At 59.8% G+C, this 18,770-nt stretch carries 14 protein-coding genes and 1 tRNA gene; 3 read left to right on the top strand and 12 right to left on the bottom strand.

The features are described from left to right. Positions 1 to 43: 43 nt before the first annotated feature. The 9 genes from Q0G18_RS00445 to Q0G18_RS00405 form a co-directional block, all read right to left on the bottom strand. On the bottom strand, positions 44 to 1,567 hold the full coding sequence (locus tag Q0G18_RS00445) for an LCP family protein (RefSeq protein WP_297148435.1): 1,524 nt from the start codon (positions 1,565 to 1,567) through the stop codon (positions 44 to 46). 144 nt (positions 1,568 to 1,711) lie between these two features. Then, positions 1,712 to 4,102, bottom strand: a complete 2,391-nt coding sequence (locus Q0G18_RS00440) for a MurT ligase domain-containing protein (protein ID WP_297148433.1) — start codon at positions 4,100 to 4,102, stop codon at positions 1,712 to 1,714. Between the two features lie 359 nt (positions 4,103 to 4,461). Beyond that, positions 4,462 to 5,427, bottom strand: coding sequence for a LysR family transcriptional regulator (locus Q0G18_RS00435; protein WP_297148431.1), 966 nt, complete (start codon positions 5,425 to 5,427; stop codon positions 4,462 to 4,464). A 217-nt stretch (positions 5,428 to 5,644) separates the two neighbouring features. After that, positions 5,645 to 5,720: transfer RNA gene (locus Q0G18_RS00430), tRNA-Thr, on the bottom strand. 149 nt (positions 5,721 to 5,869) lie between these two features. Further along, positions 5,870 to 7,819 (bottom strand): molecular chaperone HtpG, encoded by a 1,950-nt coding sequence (htpG, locus tag Q0G18_RS00425; protein ID WP_297148428.1) that lies wholly within the window; start codon positions 7,817 to 7,819, stop codon positions 5,870 to 5,872. Between the two features lie 284 nt (positions 7,820 to 8,103). Beyond that, positions 8,104 to 10,194 (bottom strand): glutamine synthetase III, encoded by a 2,091-nt coding sequence (locus Q0G18_RS00420; protein WP_297148426.1) that lies wholly within the window; start codon positions 10,192 to 10,194, stop codon positions 8,104 to 8,106. A 323-nt stretch (positions 10,195 to 10,517) separates the two neighbouring features. Next, on the bottom strand, positions 10,518 to 10,946 hold the full coding sequence (locus tag Q0G18_RS00415; RefSeq protein WP_297148424.1) for a type II toxin-antitoxin system VapC family toxin: 429 nt from the start codon (positions 10,944 to 10,946) through the stop codon (positions 10,518 to 10,520). Then, positions 10,933 to 11,310, bottom strand: a complete 378-nt coding sequence (locus Q0G18_RS00410; RefSeq protein WP_297148422.1) for an argininosuccinate lyase — start codon at positions 11,308 to 11,310, stop codon at positions 10,933 to 10,935. Before Q0G18_RS00410 ends, Q0G18_RS00415 begins: the two co-directional genes overlap by 14 nt. Before the next feature lie 135 nt (positions 11,311 to 11,445). Continuing rightward, complete coding sequence (locus Q0G18_RS00405) at positions 11,446 to 12,840, bottom strand: MFS transporter (RefSeq protein WP_297148420.1); 1,395 nt, start codon at positions 12,838 to 12,840, stop codon at positions 11,446 to 11,448. 221 nt (positions 12,841 to 13,061) lie between these two features. On the opposite strand from Q0G18_RS00405, the gene Q0G18_RS00400 reads away from it, so the two are divergent. Next, a complete protein-coding gene (locus tag Q0G18_RS00400; protein ID WP_297148419.1) occupies positions 13,062 to 15,596 on the top strand; it encodes an aminotransferase class V-fold PLP-dependent enzyme in 2,535 nt (844 codons plus the stop codon). Between the two features lie 213 nt (positions 15,597 to 15,809). On the opposite strand, the gene Q0G18_RS00395 is transcribed toward Q0G18_RS00400, so the two are convergent. The 3 genes from Q0G18_RS00395 to rplM all read right to left on the bottom strand — a co-directional run bounded on the left by Q0G18_RS00395 (position 15,810) and on the right by rplM (position 17,206). Next, positions 15,810 to 15,968 carry a hypothetical protein gene (locus Q0G18_RS00395; RefSeq protein ID WP_297148417.1) on the bottom strand — a complete coding sequence of 53 codons (159 nt, stop codon included), beginning with the start codon at positions 15,966 to 15,968 and terminating at the stop codon, positions 15,810 to 15,812. Between the two features lie 408 nt (positions 15,969 to 16,376). Beyond that, positions 16,377 to 16,769: a 30S ribosomal protein S9 gene (gene rpsI / locus Q0G18_RS00390; protein ID WP_158049679.1), complete on the bottom strand. Its 393-nt coding sequence runs from the start codon at positions 16,767 to 16,769 to the stop codon at positions 16,377 to 16,379. Between the two features lie 2 nt (positions 16,770 to 16,771). Further along, positions 16,772 to 17,206 carry a 50S ribosomal protein L13 gene (gene rplM / locus Q0G18_RS00385; RefSeq protein WP_158049677.1) on the bottom strand — a complete coding sequence of 145 codons (435 nt, stop codon included), beginning with the start codon at positions 17,204 to 17,206 and terminating at the stop codon, positions 16,772 to 16,774. A 431-nt stretch (positions 17,207 to 17,637) separates the two neighbouring features. Here rplM and metA point away from each other — a divergent pair, with 431 nt between their 5' ends. Then, on the top strand, positions 17,638 to 18,579 hold the full coding sequence (gene metA, locus Q0G18_RS00380; RefSeq protein WP_297148413.1) for a homoserine O-succinyltransferase: 942 nt from the start codon (positions 17,638 to 17,640) through the stop codon (positions 18,577 to 18,579). Then, a complete protein-coding gene (locus Q0G18_RS00375; protein WP_297148411.1) occupies positions 18,569 to 18,769 on the top strand; it encodes a hypothetical protein in 201 nt (66 codons plus the stop codon). Before metA ends, Q0G18_RS00375 begins: the two co-directional genes overlap by 11 nt. Position 18,770: the final 1 nt, after the last annotated feature.

Genomic DNA, 18,770 nt, shown 5'->3' with positions numbered 1-18,770 from the left:
GCGTGTTCCATCCATTCTCCCTGCGCCCGCAAGCGCGCAGGCGCTATTTCCAATCCGAGCCGATGACCACGAGGAAGTCGGTTGAGAACGTGTAACGCCCGTCATTCTTGGTCGCGACGCCGTTGCCGATTTGCTTCACGATTTCCTCAGCCGCTTCCTTTTGGCTGTCGTTGGTGTACACGACGACCGTCGTCGAGAACGAGGAGCTCGCGTTGCCGGTCTCGGTGGTGTAGCCAAGCTTCTCGATCTTCGTGGCGGCAGTGGCAGCGGCCCCATCGATGTTCGCGCCGTTCTTCACGGTCACCTTGCCCGACCTGGTTGCGGTCGTGGTGGAAGACGTGTTAGAGGTTGCACCCGCCTTGTCGCCCGTGCTGGCGAGCACCGTGCCGTTCTTCTCGTCGATCACGTCCTCGGTAGTCGGTGGAAGGCCCTGGTCGACGCGCTGCATCATGGTTTGCCACTCTTTTTCGTTCACGTATTCGTACCAGGTGCCGTTAACGAGCTTCGAGGTGGTGGGCTCCATTGCCGAGTAGATGCCGGTGTCGGTGTTGAGCCCTTGCATGCTCGACGCGAGCGAGATGATGTCGGTCACGTTGAAGTCGGTCGTGATGTACTTGGAGAGCGCCTGGATCGTGTTCGCCATGGTGATCGGGTCGGAGGAGAGGATCTTCTTCGCGACAGCGGAAAGCACGAGGCGCTGGTTGGCGGCGCGATAACGGTCGCCGTCGCCGTAGGCGTCGTACGCATGGCGCGCGCGGCACAGGATGAGCGCCTGGTCGCCGTTGAGGGTCTGCAAGCCGGCGTCGAGATGACCGCCCGCATCCTCGTCGTTGATCTCCATCGGGACGTCGACTTCCACACCGCCGAGCGCGTCGACCGCTTCCTTGAAGCCGTCGAAGTCGATTTCCGCATAATGCGAGATGGGAACGCCTGCGAACTTCGAAACGACCTCAATCGTGTATGCCGCGCCGCCGATCGAGTGCGCCGCGTTGAGCTTCTGCTTGCCGTTCGTGCCCATGTCGATGAGCGTATCGCGATGGAGCGACACCATGGTGACCTGCTTGTTCTGCGGGTCGATGCGCGCGAGGATCATGCTGTCGGAGCGAAACTGATCGCCCGCGTACTCGGCCGACTCCGAGCGCTCCTCCGAGCCGTCAGTGCCCATGAGCAGCATGTAGAACGGGTCGCCGGCGTACTTCGTGTCGACGAGCGCATCGCGAAGATCGTCGTCGACGCCTTCGTTGAGATTGGCGTTGATGGTGTTGATATAGGCGAACGCGGCGCCGACTCCTCCGAGCACCACCGCCAGAAGGGCGATGCACACCGCAAGCACGATCTTCTTGCGCTTCTTGCTCTTGCGCTTCTTGGTGTATTCCGCCTGCGTCACGCGACGCGAGTAGGGATTCTGCGCAGGGGCGAGGTTTTCGCCGTCACCAAAGGACGCCGCCGCATGGGAGGCGTGGGGCGTCGGGGACTTTTGGTCGAAGCTCGCGGACGCTTGGGCGTCCATCGTGTGCTGACCGTGCTGCCCGACGGCGTTGGGGGATTTTTTCTTATTTCTTCTCATGTCAAATAGATTTTGCCGACTGCCTTAATTATTGACAAGCGAGGATGCCCCAATTCTGGCAAATAGCCGCAGGACGCCCACTGAAAACCTACAACTTGGAGCTTCGCTTCCCTGTTTTGCAGGTCGAACGCGCGGAGCGAAAGCCTACTTCGCCCCGACCCTCTCCGCCATGAACGCGTTCGCCGCCAGCTCCTCTGCGTCGTCGAGCTGGGCAAGCGCGGGCACGCTTTCACCCGTTCGCCCGGCATGGCGCTCGCATGCGGCGGCCAAAAGCCAGTCGGCGATTTCCGGATTCTTCGAAAGCAGCGGACCGTGGAGATAAGTGCCGAGAACCTTGCGATAAAGCGCGCCGTCAGCCTTGTCCGCGTCGTTGTTGCCGTGCCCAACCGAGGAAACCACCGCACCGAAAGGCTTCACCCCTTCCGCGAGGTACGTTCTGCCCGCGTGGTTCTCGTATCCCACCACCGGATGCGTCGCGAGCGGCGAGGAGAGCACGATGTTGTCGATAAGGCGGTCGGCGGACGTGCCGGGGCGGCGCGTCTCGATGCCGACGATGTCGAGCCCGGGAACTTCCTCATCGCCGAGCAGCCAAGTCTTGCCGAGAATCTGATACCCGCCGCAGATGGCAAGCACCGGCCCGTCCTCTTCCACGTACGCGGCGAGCTCGTCTTTCATGCGCATGAGCTCCGCCGACGCAAGCTTCTGCTCACGGTCGGGGCCGCCGCCGAGAAACACCAGGTCGACGTCGCCAAGATCGACGGATTCGCCATATTCGACGCGCTTCACCTGGACGGGAATCCCGCGCCATGCAAGGCGCTCGCTCAAGATGCGCACGTTGCCACCGTCGCCGTAGAGGTTCAGCAGGTCGGGGAACATGTGGGCGATCACGATGGGGGTAGTCCCCTTCTGACCCCGCGCGGGGGACTCTCCCATCTCGGCGGGTTCTGCCGCGCCCAGTCGCTCATTAGACCCCGTTCGCTCCTGATCCCGCGCGGGGGACTCCGTGCTCAAACAGTCCTCGCTTCGCTGCGGAACTGCGCGCGGAGCCCCCCGCGCAGGCTCAGGAGCTGCCGTAATGATAGACGAAGGAGCATCCGCGTTCGAAGACGACCCGCCGTCGGCCCGCACAGAGTCGCCAGCCTCGCAGTTCGCAAGGTCGCCAGCTTCGCTTTCCACAGCATCGAGAGCGGACTTCACGCTTGGCAGCGCCGTGTAGTTCGCGATGGCGTAAGCATTCATTTCGCACGGAAGTTTCGCCAGCTCGTCGAGGAATTCCTGCGTGTTTTTCACCACCTTGGAAGGAATACCCGCGTACTTCAGGCGCACCTGCATGTCGTTGCCGCGGATGCCCCCGGCGAACACGACGCAACCCTCCTGGCGCGAAAGCTCCTCGAAGTCGATGTCCCACAGCCACGAGATGTCGTGGCCGTCGGCCTCTTTGTCGTTGATGAAGAAGGCGACCGTCTTAGGAGAAGCGTCCTTCTCGATGATCTTGAGGTTCTGGTTGAAGCCCGTGGGGTTCTTCGCGAGGTTGAGCAGGACGCTTCGCCCTTCGACGGAGTAGTGCTGCAGACGGCCGTTCTTCGGGTCGAAGGACTCGATGGCAGCCTGGATCGCGTCGTTTCCGCAGCCCACAAGGTCGGCCGCGACGCCCACCGCGAGCAGGTTGTACACCATGTAGGCACCGCTGAATGCCGCGCGGATCGGCCTTGCAGGTGCGGACTCGCCCGCGTTCGGCTGCGGGCTGGCGATGTCGAAGGAAAGCTCGCGCTCGCCAAGTTCCACGTTTTGCGCCGCGAAATCGAGCGCGGGGCGGGAGAAGCCGCACGTCGGGCAATGCCAAGCTCCCAGCTGGCCGTATTGGCGGAAGTTGTACTCGAACATCGACGAGCACAGCTGGCACATCGTGGCGTCGGAGACCGTGTTCTGCGCAAGGCCCATGCTCTCGCCCACCCCGAACGCAATCTGGCGCGTCCGCTCGCGCCCGGGCTGCTCAGAGGCGCGCTTGGCGATGGTGGCGCACAAGGGGTCGTCGGCGTTGAAAACGAGGATGGTCTCAGGTGAGGCGGCAAGCGCTTCGACGATGCTGTCCTGGATGCGATCGATTTCGCCACAACGGTCGAGCTGGTCGCGGAACAGGTTCAGAAGCAGCACGTAAGTCGGCTTGAGCTGCGGCGTCATCTTCTTCAACCACAGCTCGTCGGACTCGAACACGCCCCAGTCCGCCTTTTTCGCGTGAAGAAGCGCTGTCGATACGCCGGAATCGAGGTTCGCGCCCGTCCGGTTGCACACCACGCGGGCGCCCGAGCCTTCGAGGACATCGGCGAGCAAGTTGGTCACCGTGGTCTTCCCGTTGGTGCCCACCACCATGATCGACCCGCGGGCAAGCTTCCCCCGCAGGTTCGCGAGCAAACGCGGGTCCACATAGAGCGCGATCTTCCCTGGGAAGTTTGCCGCTGGCCGGCGGAACACGTGCTTCAAGCCCCACGTCGAGATGGAGCTTACGGCTTGAGCTGCGGCAAATCTAATGGACATGGACACTCCTCGCAAACGCGGCGAACCTCTCGGGCTATATGCCCGCAATCGAATAGTACCGATAAAAGGGTACAACGGCTTTGCGCGACAGCGCCCAAGTGCGCGGAGAAACCAAAGAAAAAGGAGCCGCTTTTGGGATAACGGCTCCTTAAAGGAGCTCGCCGACAGGATTGGAGAGGGCGGCGAGCCAAAGGGGATAAGGGAGTGCAACCGACAGCTTTGTAAGGAGGGGATAACACCGTCGGATGTTTCTCACTGGGATGATTGTATGCGTCTTCCCGCCGACCTGGTGATTCGCATTCCGCAAGCGTTGTTGCAATATGCGGAACAACCCCGTTTGCGATTGCGCAACAGCCAGCTTAGTAGAGCGCGCTCACTCGTGCCCGCCATTGCACGCGAGCGTTCTCGAGCACGGAGAAATCTTCAAGATAGGCCTGACAGCTCGCAAGCGCCTCTTTGCACGCAGTGAGTGTGCGGCCCGAAAGCGAGCGGCCGATGTAGGCGTTCACGTCGATGCCGGCATCGACGCCCTTGATGGGGAGATACACCACCTTGCTCGAGCCGTATGCCCAGTTCGCGCTTGTGGAAATGCCGACGCTGTTGGACGTTTCCACCTGGATGTACATCGAGTCGACGTCGCGGAAGCTGCGAGCGCGCTCCATTAGAAGGGAAGGCTCGGTTTCGAGCACCTTTCGCATCCGCTCCTGCAAGCCCGGGAAATCCTTCTCGCTTGGAAGGAGCAGGTCAAGGCCCACAAGACGAGAAAGCTCGATGCCGTCGGCGCAATCTCGCGCAAGCCGGCTGTTCGCCCGGACGACCACGCAGAACTGATCGCGATACATGGTCGCGAGCTCATAGCGCTGCTGGTGGGGCGAATACACGTTGAGCATGATGTTGAGATCGGCCCTGTTGTCATCGAGCGCGGTATAGAGCATCTTGTACGGCATGCCTTTGAACTCGATCTCGATTTCCGGGTAATGCTCCTTCAGATACGACGTGAATTGCAGGATGAACGGGCGCGCCGCATTGTGCAGATAGCCCAAACGCACCACGGGTTTTCCGCCTTCGTCGAGGCGCGACATCTCGGCAAGGGCGGCGTTGTATTCGGAAAGGATGGCCTTCGATCGGTCAAGGAAAACGGTTCCGGCCTCGGTGATGGCGACCGACTGTTTCGAGCGGATGAAGAGCTTGGTGCCGAGCTCGTCTTCCATAGCCGAAATATGGCGGCTGATAACAGACGGGCTCACGAAGAAATGGCGCGCAGTATCGCGGAAGCTCAGGTTCTCGGCGAGGTATTCGAATTCACGCAGATGCTCGATGTTCATGTTCCCGCCTTTCCGCCCTGAGCGCTTTCGTCTTCTAAAGCGTCCTGTCCGACAGAGAATAGCAGAGCCGACCTTCTTCTCCCCGCAAGAAAACACGAACGAGAAAGCCCGTCCGACAGTGGGAGGCAAAAACCACCGGGAAGGACCACTAACCCGCCTATTTCGCGTTCAACAACAAAACAGGCCGCCGGTTCAATGCCGACGGCCTGTAAGTTTCTGGAGCCAACGAGCGGATTCGAACCGCTGACCTACGCATTACGAGTGCGTTGCTCTACCAGCTGAGCCACGTTGGCAAACGAGTGAAGCACAAGCTTCAGACGCGAAAACAAATAATAGCGAATCAATCGCGCAAGCGCAAGGGTTTTCTTGAACCGATTCCCGATTCCCCTTCTGAGGCTCCCCGGTTCCCCGTTCGCGCCCTGCGGCCCTGAGGCTCTGAGGCCTACTTCATCAGCTTCGTGACCGCCTCAGTGTAGGCAACCGGATCGTCCAGCGGGATACCCTCGACGAGAAGCGCCTGGTCGTACAGAATGCCCGAGTACAGCTTCACTTTTTCGTCGTCGCCCGATTCCTGCGCCTTCTGCATGACCTCGAACACCGGGTGCTTCGCGTTCACTTCGAGCACGCGATGCGATTTCACCGCGCCCTCTTCCTCGGCGCTCTTCGGCGCGCCCGCGAGAATCTTCTCCATCTTAAGCGACACGCCGCCTTCGGTGGTGATGAAGGCAGGGGCGTCGGTCTGGCGCGTGGACACCGCAACCTTCTCCACCTTGCCGTCGAGAGCGCTCTTCATGGCCTCGAACAGGTCCTTGTTGGACTCGGCCGTCTCCTCGGCTTCCTTTTTCTCCTCGTCGGATTCAAGGCCGAGGTTCTCGCCGCCCACGTTCTTAAGCGGCCACGCGGTGAGCGAGTCGGGGTCGGCCGCGTCGGGCACAGCGTAATCGGACATGGCCATCATGCAGAATTCGTCGACATCCTCGGGGCACAGCAGCACGTCGTAGCCCTTCGCGAGCACCGTCGTCACGATCGGCAGCTGCGCCATGCGCTCGACGGAGTCGCCCGTGGCGTAGTAAATGGTCTCCTGGCCATCGGCGGCAGCCTTCACGTATTCCTTGAACGTGATCATCTTCTTCTGCTTTGCCGAGTAGAAGAGGAGCAGGTCGCCCAGCACATCTTTTGCCGTGCCGTAGGAGGTGTAGAGGCCGTACTTCATGCCGCGGCCGAAGTTCTCGAAGAAGTTCTCGTAGCCCTCGCGATCCTTGTCGAGGAAATTTTCAAGGTCGGACTTGATCTTCTTCTCGACGCGGCGGGCAATAGCCTTCAGCTGACTGTTGTGCTGCAGCGTTTCGCGCGAGATGTTGAGCGTGAGGTCCTGCGAGTCAACGATGCCGCGGACGAAGTTGAAGTAGTCGGGCAGGAGGTCTTCGCACTTGTCCATGATGAGCACGTTAGAGCTATAAAGCGCGAGACCCTTCTTGAAGTCCTTGCTGTACAGGTCATACGGGGCGCGGCTCGGCACGAACAGCAGCGCGTCGTAGGTCAGCGCGCCCTCGGCATGCAGCGAGACGGTACGCGCAGGGTCGGCGAAATCGTGGAAGTTTGTCTTGTAGAACTCGTTGTACTCCTCGTCGGTCACGTCGGACTTCTTGCGCTTCCAGATGGGGATCATCGAGTTGATCGTGTCGGTCTCGGTGTAGGTCTCGTACTCGGGCTTGTAGTCGTCGCCGGCGTCTTCGGGCTTCGGCTTCTCGCGCGTCTTGGAAACCTCCATCTGGATGGGGTAGCGCACGTAGTTGCTATAACGCTTGATCAGGTCCTTCAGGCCGTACTCGGAAAGATAGGTGTCGTAGTTGTCCTCGTCGGTGTTCTCCTTGAGCGTAAGGATGACATCGGTGCCGTGCTCGGCGCGCTCGGCCTCGGCGATAGTGTAGCCCTCAACGCCGTCGGATTCCCACGCCCACGCCTCGTCGCTGCCGAACGCGCGGGAAACGACGCGTACCTTGGAGGCAACCATGAAGCTGGAGTAGAAGCCGACGCCGAACTGGCCGATGATGTCGATGTCGTCGCCCTGCTGCTCGGCGTTGTCGGTCTTGAACGCCTGGGAATCGGAGTGCGCGATAGTACCAAGGTTCTTGTCGAGCTCGTCCTTCGTCATGCCGATGCCGTTGTCAGAAATGGTGATGGTGCGGGCATCCTCGTCGAAGCCGACGTGAATGGCCAGCTCGTCCTTGGAAAGCTGCACGTCGGAATCCGTCAGGCTCTTGAAATAGAGCTTGTCGACGGCGTCGGACGCGTTCGAGATAAGCTCGCGGAGGAAGATCTCGCGATTGGTGTAGATCGAGTTGATCATGAGGTCGAGCAGTTTCTTGCTCTCTGTTTTAAATTTCTTCATGGCGTATCGCTTCCTGTTCTCGAAAGACCACTTTGGCACTTTGCTTTGGCAGTCCCCGTCTTTGAGTGCTAAAAGGCATTGTAACGACGCGATACGTCATGTCAAGTAATCTAAGTGCGATAGACTCAACTTTTCGCAATTGCCTTTGTCCGGTCCGACTTTATAATTTGAACGCATGCCAATTGCGTTTGAACGCAAGAAAATACTAAAGTGAAATATGAACTACCGCAAAAAAGAGCCCCGAGATATCTCGGGGCTCTTTCGTGCGGCTATGACCTTGCGTTTTAGCAGTAGAACAGAATCTCGTTGTAGGTCGGCACCGGCCAGTGGTTGTCGTCGACGACGATCTCCATCGCGTCGATTGCAGCTCGAAGCTCGTCCATAAGCGGGATGACATGGTGCGCGTTGTCGTTCGCGCGCTCCTGCTGGTCGGCGATCTCGACGTTGGCGAGATGCGCGGTGTTGAGAGCGTCGAGCGCCTCTTCCACGCGCTTCGTGCCGTCGACCACCGTTTGGAGCTTCCTCTCCTGGAACGACTGGTCAGCAGAGGGCAGCGCAGCCTTGACCTGGGCGATATCCTTCGCCACGTCGGCGGCGAAGCTGTTGATCGCGGGCAGGAAGAAGCGACGGACCATGCGCTTCATCGTGCGCGCCTCGATGTTGAGGAGCTTGTTGTACTTCTCGAGCTTCACTTCGTAGCGAGAGCGAACCTCAACCTCGGAGAGCACGTTGAACTCACCGAACAGATCGATGCTCTTCTGGTCGATGAAGCACGGCAGCGCGTCGGCCGTCGTGGGATGGTTCGCCAGGCCGCGGCGCTCGGCTTCCACCGGCCATTCATCGGAGTAGCCGTTGCCATTGAAGATGATGCGCTGATGCTTGCGCAGGTCATCCTTGATGTAGGCGATTGCAGCTGCCTCGAATTCATCGCCGGACTTGCCCTCCATAGCATCGGCGAACTCCTTCAGGCTCTTCGCCATGGCCGTGTTCAAGATGGTGTTCGCGTCGGAGAGGTTCACCGCGGAGCCCGGCATGCGGAACTCGAACTTGTTGCCGGTGAAGGCGAACGGGCTCGTCCGGTTGCGGTCAGTGTTGTCCTTCAGGAAGTTCGGGAGCACGGCCACGCCCAGATCCATCGCCACGCGCTCGGCGGACGTGTACTCCTTGTCGGAGATGAGCGCATCCACGATGGCGCCCAGCTCGTCGCCCAGGAAGATGGACACGATCGCCGGAGGAGCCTCGTTGGCGCCCAGACGATGGTCGTTGCCGGCCGACGCCACGGACATGCGCAAGAGCTCCTGGTAGTCGTCGACCGCCTGGATGACGCCCGTCAGAAACACGAGGAAGCGTAGGTTCTCCATCGGGTTCTCGCCTGGATCGAGCAGGTTCTTCTTGCCTGCGGAAATCGCCCAGTTGTTGTGCTTGCCCGAGCCGTTGATGCCCTCGAAGGGCTTTTCATGCTGCAGGCAGACAAGGCCGTGGTGGCTGGCGAGAAGCTTCATCTTCTCCATCGTGAGCAGGTTCTCGTCGATAGCGCGATTCGAGTTCGAGAAAATCGGCGCGAGCTCGTGCTGCGCAGGCGCGACCTCGTTGTGCTTGGTCTTCGCGGAAACGCCGAGCTTCCACAACTCGTCGTCGAGCTCCTTCATAAACTCGTTCACCGTCGGGCGAATGGCGCCGAAATAGTGCTCCTCAAGTTCCTGGCCCTTGCACGGCGGATAGCCGAACAGCGTGCGGCCGGTCAGCACAAGGTCAAGGCGCTTAGCGTAGTCCTTCTCGGAGATGAGGAAGTACTCCTGCTCAGCACCGACCGTGGTAACAACCTTCTGATGGCCCTCGCCGAAGAGCTTGAGCACGCGGTTCGCCTGCTCATCGATGGCGACCATGGAACGCAGAAGCGGCGTCTTCTTGTCGAGCGCCTCGCCGGTATAGCTGCAGAACGCGGTGGGGATGCACAGCACCTCGTCCTTCACGAACGCATAGCTCGTCGGATCCCACGCGGTGTAGCCGCGGGCCTCGAAGGTAGCGCGCAGGCCGCCCGAGGGGAAGCTCGACGCATCGGGTTCGCCCTGAATGAGCTCCTTGCCGGAAAAGCTCTGAATCGCGCGGCCGTCGGGCGTCGGGTCGAGGAAGGCGTCATGCTTCTCGGACGTGATGCCGGTAAGCGGCTGGAACCAGTGCGTGTAGTGCGTGGCTCCCTTTTCGATCGCCCATTCCTTCATCGCATGGGCAACGACGTTCGCAACCTCGAGGTTGAGCGGCTCGCCGTCCTTGATGGTCCTCATGAGCTGCTTGTACGTTGCGGAAGGCAGACGCTCCTGCATGGTGTGCTCGTTGAACACCATCGATCCGTAGATTTCTGAAACGTGTGACATATACCGCGCTCCTTCACTGGTCGTCTCAAACGCCGATTAGGCGGTCACAACCGCAGTTTACTTTAGGGGTGCCATCGCAGCTTTTGGCTGATGGCCGCTTGCTCGACACGATAACACGAAGTTCCGCGCGACGCCCCCTTAACCAACGCTTATCAAACTAACGGCGAATTGTTTCGGACAGTTTACAGGGCAAAGAACACTTTGTTGCAACGGGAGCGCCAAAGACAGGGGAAGATGAGGCGCAGTTCTGGTAGACTGCAATCAATCTTTTTTAAGGATAGCCTTACGCAAGGAGAACACATGCCGCGAGAAAGCATGACTTATCAGACCAGAACCGACAGCGATCTGAGGTCCACCTCCTCGATGCAGTTCACGTGCATGTCGCGCGCAAGAGCCCACATCTTTTTGTCGAGAGTGAAAAGCGTCGCACCCGTCCGACGGGCGAGAACCAGATAGAACATGTCGTATACGGGATGCCGGTAGCGAATCGATTCGGAGAGCGCCTCCTTCGCGAGCGACGCGTCGTCATGAAAGTAATCGACGAGGGCCTCCACCCGATCGAGCAAGACCTGGGCTTTCTCCTCGCCCATCGACCCAAAAGCCGCATACTTGAAGCATGCGTTCGACACCTCGGAATGAAAAACAGACGGAGCAATAGCTTCTTCGCCTTGCAATAGAAGAGCCCTAAGAGCATCACCGCGCTCGCCTTCGAAAGCCATTTCGAGAGCCGCATTTGCATCAATTACCACCATAGGAGACCCTCCGCTCCATGATTTCGTCAAGCACTTCTCCGATATGCCTACTTCGCTCTTCCCTCGCTTCGCGGACGACATCGACGGGGCTCTGTGCATCGAGGGGCAAAACCAGAGGATGAGCCTTCGCGCTTTCGAACAGCTCCTGACGCTTCTTGATGCGGGCGGCGCGCTTTGCCTCCGTGTCAAAATCGAGATAGAGCGAACGGCGAGGCTCTTCCTTCGCGTGCGCACACTCACCCGACACCATCGCCTCGACGGCGACGATGGTCTGCTGCGCAACGCTCCTGTGCTCCCTCGCGGCGACCTCTTTCAGCTTTTCATACAGATCCTCGGGGAAATCGCGAACTTGCAAAGCCGGCATGACAGCCCCCTTTCATAAACGCATGCTTTTTACATGCATTATACATGAAAGAAAGTGCCGTTGCCAAGAATGCCTTCTTCCCTGGAAACGACCCGCCGTGGACAAAAAATGGCGAGAACGTTAGCCCAGCTTCCCCTACCCCACCTGCTTCTTCATCATGGGATAGGTAAGAACGGCCAGCACCGGAATGGCGAGCGCAACGAAGGCGCCCGCGCCGAAGCACGCGAACGACCCCCACGTGTCGATGATGACGCCGGCGAGCGTCGGCCCGAACGCAAGGCCGCAGATGCTGCCCGAGGTCACCCACGTGAGCGCCTCGGTGATGTTCGCCTCGGGCACAGCGCGCTCGGCCGTCTCGTTCAGCGTGATAACGAACGGAGCGTACGTACCCGCCGCTACGAAGATGACCACAAGCAGGCTTAACGACGAGCTCACGAAAATCATCGACCCGTAACCGAGGCCGATTACGATGGAGAACGCCAGCATCTTCTTGCTTTGACGTGCGGTGAAAAGAATCATGCCAAACACGAACCCGACGATGGTCGACACAAGCGACTCGATGGCGAGGATGAGGCTTGCGAACACTGGGTCGTTAAGCTCGATCTGCGCGAAGGAGACCGTGGCAGTGTCGAAGATACCGAAGAAGCAGCCCATCAGAAGCGACAGGAAGAACAGCGTGCGCACCACGGGATTCGTGAGGAACAGGCTGCGGGAGCGCTTCCTCTTGCCCGCGCGAGCATCGTCGACCGCGTCCGCGGAGGCATCGCGCACAACGTCCGGGCCAGCTGCGGGAGCGCTTCCGCTTCCCAAGCCTTCGACCGCAGCGCCGGGCTCGGCGAAGACGACACTTTCGGCACGCTCGGAAGGCGCGGCACCTTCCCGGTTCGCAAGCTTCTTTTCCCAACCTGGCACCGGCTCGGTGTCCTTCGATGACACAAGCAGCAGCGTCCCCACCACGCAGCAGATAAAGCCGCATCCCATGCCGGCGATAGGGTGGATTCCCGAAGCGAGTGCAATGGAAAGCGCGGGACTCACCATGAAGACGATATCGTCCATCACGCCCTCGTAGGAGAAGACGGTCTTGAGCTCGGGTGCATTATCGCCCAGGCGACCCGATTTCACCAGGTAGACCCAGCGGGCACGCGTGAGTGCCTGAGGCGTGGGAAGAAAGCCCATGAGCACCGCGCCCACGAAGCACAGCGCAATCGGCAGTTTGAGCAGCACGGTGACCAGCAAGATCGCACACCCAAGCAATGCGATGCACGTGGCGGGCAAGACGATTGCGCCCTGACCGCGCTCGTCAATCCGCTTCGAGACGCGCGGCGATATCAAGAACAGGGCAAACGCCACCACCGACGCAACCAAACCCGCCATGAAATAGGAATACCCCGAAAGCGTGAGCATGGACACGGTGCCGATGGTGCGCATGAACGCGTACATACGCACGAGAAGACCGCCTACCTCGAAAGAATAGGCGGCCTTCACGCGGAACATCGCACCGTATGCGTTTAGGTTGAATGAACTAGCCATAATGGATTCATTGTACCCGATGGGGCGCGAGGAAGTTACGTCACCTTCCGAACGAGTGCGCGACGGCTGTCGCAAGGTCGCGCGGGCGTCAAGAGAAGACGATTCCCTCGAAGCATCGGTTTTCGCACAGTTCGCGCAAAGAGAAAGAATCAGCTGTATCCTATACGGAATCGATCCGTCGCTTCAAGCAAAGCATGAGGCAGGCAGACGAAGGAGACCCTATGTCAGCGAACTACCTACGCCGTAATGAGCATCAGCCCAAGCAGGGGCCCGTGGAGCGCCCCATCCCCGAGGAGGCCGAGCTCGCACGCGCATGTGGGAAAACCATCGCCCTCGTGCTCGCGACCAATTTCGGGACAACGTCGCTGAAGGTCGCCTTCGAAAGCGAAAACGAAAAAACCGTGATATGCGAGGATCCCAAAAACGGCGAGAAGAAGACGCCCCGCCCCTTGCAACGATTCGAGGGCACGACGGTAACGGCAATTGCCGCGGCACGTGCGCTTGAGGCGAGGTTCGCGCGCGTCTACGTACTTGCGGGAGGCGTGCCCGAGGAGCGCCGGGCGCTTGAGGAGGTGGTCTCGGGCGACATCGCCGCCGCCAGGAACAGAGGCGACGCGCATTGCGATATCGACAACGGCGCGCGCGACAACGAGAATGCGCACGACGACGGAGCCACGCATGGAGACGAGAACGCGCCCCACCAATCGGGCAGGGAAGTCGAATTCATCCCCTTCGACGCCGATGCGGCGTATCGGGCCACCCTAGACGCCTGCGGGTTCACCTTGTACGACACGCCCAAAGGCGTGCTCGATTACGCGATGCGCGCACTCGAGGACAACCCCGACGCCGATTCCGTCATGCTGATCGGATGCGATCAAGTTCGCATCACGCCCGCTCATCTTCTTGAAGTTTGCCGCACATTCCGCGACGACCCCACGCTCGACGTCGTCGCATCGTGGATCCAGTGGTATCGCCGGACGCCGATGCTCATCTCGCGCTGTTTCTTGGAGAACCTCGACGCAAGCGGGCTGTGCAAGCCCGGCCCTAACGGCATCGATCGCCCGCTGCCGCGCATCGCGCTGAAAGACGTAGTCTTCGGGGAGGAAACGCTCGCGGCGAACGCCATCGTGCCCGAAAAGCTGACTGCCTTCGAGAAGGGCCGCACGCTTTCCGCGCGCGAAGCGGTGCAGATTGCGCGAAAAAAGATGGGCGGGATCGACCTGCGGGCCGAAGGAGCTTTCGGGAGCCTCCGCCAGGTGAGCCCTTCGGTGCAGCGAGGACTGCCAGAACGGCAGGAGGGCTCCCAACTGGAAGGAAGCCTTGGGGGCCTCCACAAAGCGAGTTCCGCAGCGCAGCGAGGACTGTCTGAGCGGCTGGAGGCCCCCAAGGCTTCCCCAACCTCACAGAAAGACGTCCCCAAGCGCTCGCCCGCCGACGAGGAGCTCATTGAAATCGCGCGCGAAGTCGTCTCGCGCATGGATGCCTGGCGCAACCAGCTTCCCCATGACGAGCAAGCCAAGCTCACCTGGGCGGACGCCTGGGCATGGCGCAACCGCGAGGACTTCCCGCTGCTCAACGATCGCAAGCAGAAAAACACACTCGCCTACTTGGACTCCGCCGCTACGACGCAGCGTTGCTTCCGCGCGCTTCAGGCGGAGGCGAACTTCAACGAGCACGAGAACGCGAACGTCTACCGCGGCGGCTACGAGCTTTCCGCAAAGGCAACAGGCTCCCTCAACAACGCACGAAAAGTGCTTGAGGACTTCATTGGCGCCGAGCGCCGCCAGACCGTCTACACCATGAACGCTTCCGCGTCATGCAATCTGGTGGCGCACTCGTGGGGCGATTTCAACGTGAGCGAAGGCGACCATATCGTCGTCGCGCTTTCCGAGCACCACTCCGACCTTCTGCCGTGGCTCCTTTTGGCGCGCCGCAGGAATGCCGCGCTCGACTTCATTCCCCTGCTTCCCGACGGCAGACTTGACCTTGGGGAATACGAGCGCCTCCTTGACCATCACCCCAAACTCGTATGCGTCGCCCACGTGTCGAACGTTCTCGGCATCGTGAACCCCGTGGCAAACATGGCACGCATGGCACATCAGGCCGGCGCCCGATTCATGCTCGACGCCGCGCAATCGTTCCCCCATCTGCCCTTCAACGTAAAGGAAATCGGCTGCGACTTCGCCGCTTTCTCCGCCCACAAGATGTACGGACCGCTCGGCATCGGCGGCCTATTCATCGGGAAAGACGCATTCGACGAGATGGACCCCGTAGCCATCGGCGGCGGCACGATCTCGCATGCGTCCGTCGATTCCTACTACCTTCGCCAGGGGGCCATCCAATACGAGGTGGGAACGCCTCCGATCGCGCAGGCAGTCGGCTGGGCGGGCGCCATCGAGTACATGGAGAAGCTGGGCATGGAGCACGTGCTCGAGCACGCCGAAGCCATGACCCCGTTCGCCGTCCACGCGCTCCATGGGGTGGAAGGCCTCACCATCTGGGGAGACCACACGCAGCTGGACGGCGCGGGAGGGCTCGTGTCGTTCTCGCTTGCGAACACCGCGCCCGCGCAAATCGGCAGCGCGTGCGGCATGATGGGCGTCGCCATACGATCGGGCGGGCATTGCGCCATGCCGCTTGCTGCATCGACGGGCATGGTGGGCACCGGGCGAGCAAGCTTCGCCGTGCATACCACCTGCGAGGACATAGAAGCACTTGCCGTAGCCGTCGAGATGTGTCGGAGGCTCTACCGATGAGCAGCCGTTAAACGACAAGGATCGATTTCGGATCGAGACAATTGGAATCGGGGCTGAAGAGCCGAAAGCGGAGCAGGAAGCAGACCCGCAAAAGAGGGAGCCACCCGCGCACAGCAAGATTTCATGGGGACTTAAAAGAAGCGCAAAACGAGAAAGGCCTGATCAGCTGCCCCCTGCAACCGATCAGGCCTCTTCGCTACTAAAGGAAGAACGCTACTTGCCCGAGCCAACGAGCGCCGGGAACAAGCCAGCGCGCGCTTTGTCATGCTCTGCAGTCGTCAGGTTTCCTAAAGGCTGTGGTGCTTTTTGGTTCTTCACGACAACACCGTCGTACTTGCGAGCCTCCATAATCTTGTCGAGTGCTGCATTCATTGAGATTCCCCTTTCCCAATTGATGGCCGCCGTGCCCCTTTTCACCGCAACCGCTCCCCTAAAAAACGCATTCAGAATACCGTTATTAGTAGCCTAACGCAACCATATTTGAATACTTTTTTGGCCACTCACTAAATTTTTTCAACCGCAAGTCAAAATTTTTTCGAATTGAATATTGACTAGTAACATTATCTATGTTCTATCGTTGACTCGCGTTTTCAACGCACCCCCAAATCGGCCCTGCAGCCCCCCATTTGCTGCAGGGCCTCTTCTTTCCAAGGAGCGCTATAAACAAGAGGCAGCCAACAGCGCCAACCCCAACCACGCCCCCGCCTCACAGCAACAAAAAAGAAACCCCGCCGCTCGAATGAACGACGGGGTTTGCAACCGTGTATGTTCCAGAAGAAACTAGCGCTTCGAGAACTGCGGACGCTTACGAGCCTTCTTCAGGCCGTACTTCTTACGCTCGACCACACGAGAGTCGCGGGTGAGGTAGCCAGCCTTCTTGAGCTCGGCGCGATAGTCGCCGGCGTCAAGCAGAGCGCGGGAGATGCCGTGACGCAGAGCGCCGGCCTGACCCGAGATGCCGCCACCGTTGATGCGAGCGATCACGTCGAAGTGATCCATGGTGTCGGTCACCTTGAACGGGGTCTTCGCGTAATCGAGAAGAGCCTCGCGGCCAAAGTACTCAGCACCCTCGCGACCATTGATGGTCACCTTGCCCGTGCCCGGGACGAGGCGCACGCGAGCAACGGCGTTCTTACGACGGCCAGTGCCGTAATACAGAGCTTCACCTGCCATGATTAACCCTCCATCTTGATCTCGCGGGGCTTCTGAGCCATATGAGGATGCTCAGGGCCAGCGTACACCTTCAACTTCATGCCCTGGGCACGACCCAGCGTGTTCTTCGGCAGCATGCCCTTAACAGCATGCTCGATCACGCGCTCAGGATGCTTCTCCATGGCTTCGGTGAAGGTTTCGGACTTGAGACCACCGGGAAAACCACTGTGGCGGTAATACTCTTTCGCTGCAGCCTTCGTGCCGGTAACGCGAATCTTGTCCGCGTTGATGATGATCACGAAGTCGCCCGTATCAACATGCGGGGTGTACTGCGGCTTGTGCTTGCCCTTGAGAATCTGTGCGGCCTTGGTGGCCACGCGGCCGAGAACCTGATCGGTTGCGTCGATCAGAAGCCATTCGCGCTCGACTTCGCCGGGCTTCGCATGATACGTCTTCACTTGCTTCCTCCAATAGATACTCTGTTCCTTGAACGAGCCGAAGGGCCCTTCCAAGGGGCGCTTGCGTGTTACCGCAAGCGGGTGTTTGTTTTCAAAAGTGCAGGTCAGCCAGATGTCGGTTTCCTACGCCGACGCGCATACCTCAGGCCTGGACTCCGTTGGCATATCGCTTCTGCCTTTACTGCTTTCACGGGGCTTTTGAAAGCGAACTTTTGCAGTCTACCTGGCTTGGCGAGGGGAAGTCAAGCCAGAATCATCTTATTCATGGCCATCTGCAGAAAGTCTTCGGAAATCGGGAATATGAAAAAGCGCCTTGCACCATCCGCTTTCTCGATTTCCGCGATAATGTGTTATCGCCGCTTCATATAATTGGGTGAACTGATTTTTTGCTAGGATAGCGAGGAAGTTTCTACCAGACGAAAGGATGCGCCATGCCTATCAAGATTCCCGATTCGCTGCCGGCAACCGCGCAACTCGAAAAAGAGAACATCTTCGTCATGACCGAACACCGCGCGCTGCACCAGGATATCCGTCCCTTGCGCGTGCTGCTCTTAAACCTCATGCCCACCAAGATTACCACCGAGACACAGATCCTGCGAAAGCTCTCGAACACGCCGTTGCAGATCGAGGTGGAGCTCCTCCGCACGAAGAGCCACGTCGCGAAAAACGTCTCCGAAGAGCACCTGGAAACGTTCTACGTCTCCTTCGACGACGTGAAAGACGAGCACTTCGACGGCCTCATCATCACGGGAGCGCCCGTCGAGCTGCTCGATTTCCACGACGTTGATTACTGGGAAGAGCTCACGCGCATCATGGATTGGTCGAAGACGAACGTCCACTCCACCCTGCATATCTGCTGGGGAGCCCAGGCGGGCATCTTCTATCGCTACGGCGTCGAGAAGTACGAGCTCGACGAGAAGACGACCGGCGTATTCGAACACCGCGTCGTGAAGCCGTCTTCCCCCTGGGTGCGCGGGTTCGACGACCGCTTCCGAGCGCCGCATTCGCGCTACACCAACGTACGAGCCGAGGACATCGAGGCAAACCCCAATCTGGAAATCATCGCCGAGTCGGACGAGGCCGGCGTCTACATGGCGAAAAGCACGGACAGCCGCAATTTCTTCGTGTTCGGCCACCCCGAATACGACCGCGAAACCCTGAATGTGGAATACGAGCGCGACTCGAAGACCCATCCGAACGCGCCGCTGCCCAAGCATTACTACCCCAACGACGACCCCGCGCAGCCTGCGGAATCGACCTGGCGCGCGCACGCGCAGTTGCTCTACACCAACTGGCTGAACTACTATGTGTACCAAACGACGCCGTATGAAATCGACGCGATTGGACACGAGGAGGCAGCAGATGGCGAATAGCGCTTCGGAAGACGAGCAGGGCAAGACGCGAAAAACCGCCGAGGAGCTTCTTGCCGAGGCAGCGCGCAAGCATGCCCCTGCGCATCGCGATCCCTGCATCCGCGCCGAGAGCGAAGACGACGACGGCTACGACCCCTATTCCGACCGACGGGAGACAAACCCCCTGTTCGAGCGCGACCCTTGGGCGTAGA

The sequence above is a fragment of the uncultured Ellagibacter sp. genome (assembly GCF_934636505.1).
Lineage (GTDB): Bacteria > Actinomycetota > Coriobacteriia > Coriobacteriales > Eggerthellaceae > Ellagibacter.
The sequence above is the reverse complement of the archived record's forward strand: the minus strand, read 5'-3'. Positions and strand labels throughout refer to the sequence as shown.

Coding starts and splice junctions, on each gene's coding strand:
- Q0G18_RS00445 (WP_297148435.1), bottom strand. CDS start 1,567: ATGAGAAGAAATAAGAAAAAATCCCCCAACGCCGTCGGGCAGCACGGT.
- Q0G18_RS00440 (WP_297148433.1), bottom strand. CDS start 4,102: ATGTCCATTAGATTTGCCGCAGCTCAAGCCGTAAGCTCCATCTCGACG.
- Q0G18_RS00435 (WP_297148431.1), bottom strand. CDS start 5,427: ATGAACATCGAGCATCTGCGTGAATTCGAATACCTCGCCGAGAACCTG.
- htpG (WP_297148428.1), bottom strand. CDS start 7,819: ATGAAGAAATTTAAAACAGAGAGCAAGAAACTGCTCGACCTCATGATC.
- Q0G18_RS00420 (WP_297148426.1), bottom strand. CDS start 10,194: ATGTCACACGTTTCAGAAATCTACGGATCGATGGTGTTCAACGAGCAC.
- Q0G18_RS00415 (WP_297148424.1), bottom strand. CDS start 10,946: ATGGTGGTAATTGATGCAAATGCGGCTCTCGAAATGGCTTTCGAAGGC.
- Q0G18_RS00410 (WP_297148422.1), bottom strand. CDS start 11,310: ATGCCGGCTTTGCAAGTTCGCGATTTCCCCGAGGATCTGTATGAAAAG.
- Q0G18_RS00405 (WP_297148420.1), bottom strand. CDS start 12,840: ATGGCTAGTTCATTCAACCTAAACGCATACGGTGCGATGTTCCGCGTG.
- Q0G18_RS00400 (WP_297148419.1), top strand. CDS start 13,062: ATGTCAGCGAACTACCTACGCCGTAATGAGCATCAGCCCAAGCAGGGG.
- Q0G18_RS00395 (WP_297148417.1), bottom strand. CDS start 15,968: ATGAATGCAGCACTCGACAAGATTATGGAGGCTCGCAAGTACGACGGT.
- rpsI (WP_158049679.1), bottom strand. CDS start 16,769: ATGGCAGGTGAAGCTCTGTATTACGGCACTGGCCGTCGTAAGAACGCC.
- metA (WP_297148413.1), top strand. CDS start 17,638: ATGCCTATCAAGATTCCCGATTCGCTGCCGGCAACCGCGCAACTCGAA.
- Q0G18_RS00375 (WP_297148411.1), top strand. CDS start 18,569: ATGGCGAATAGCGCTTCGGAAGACGAGCAGGGCAAGACGCGAAAAACC.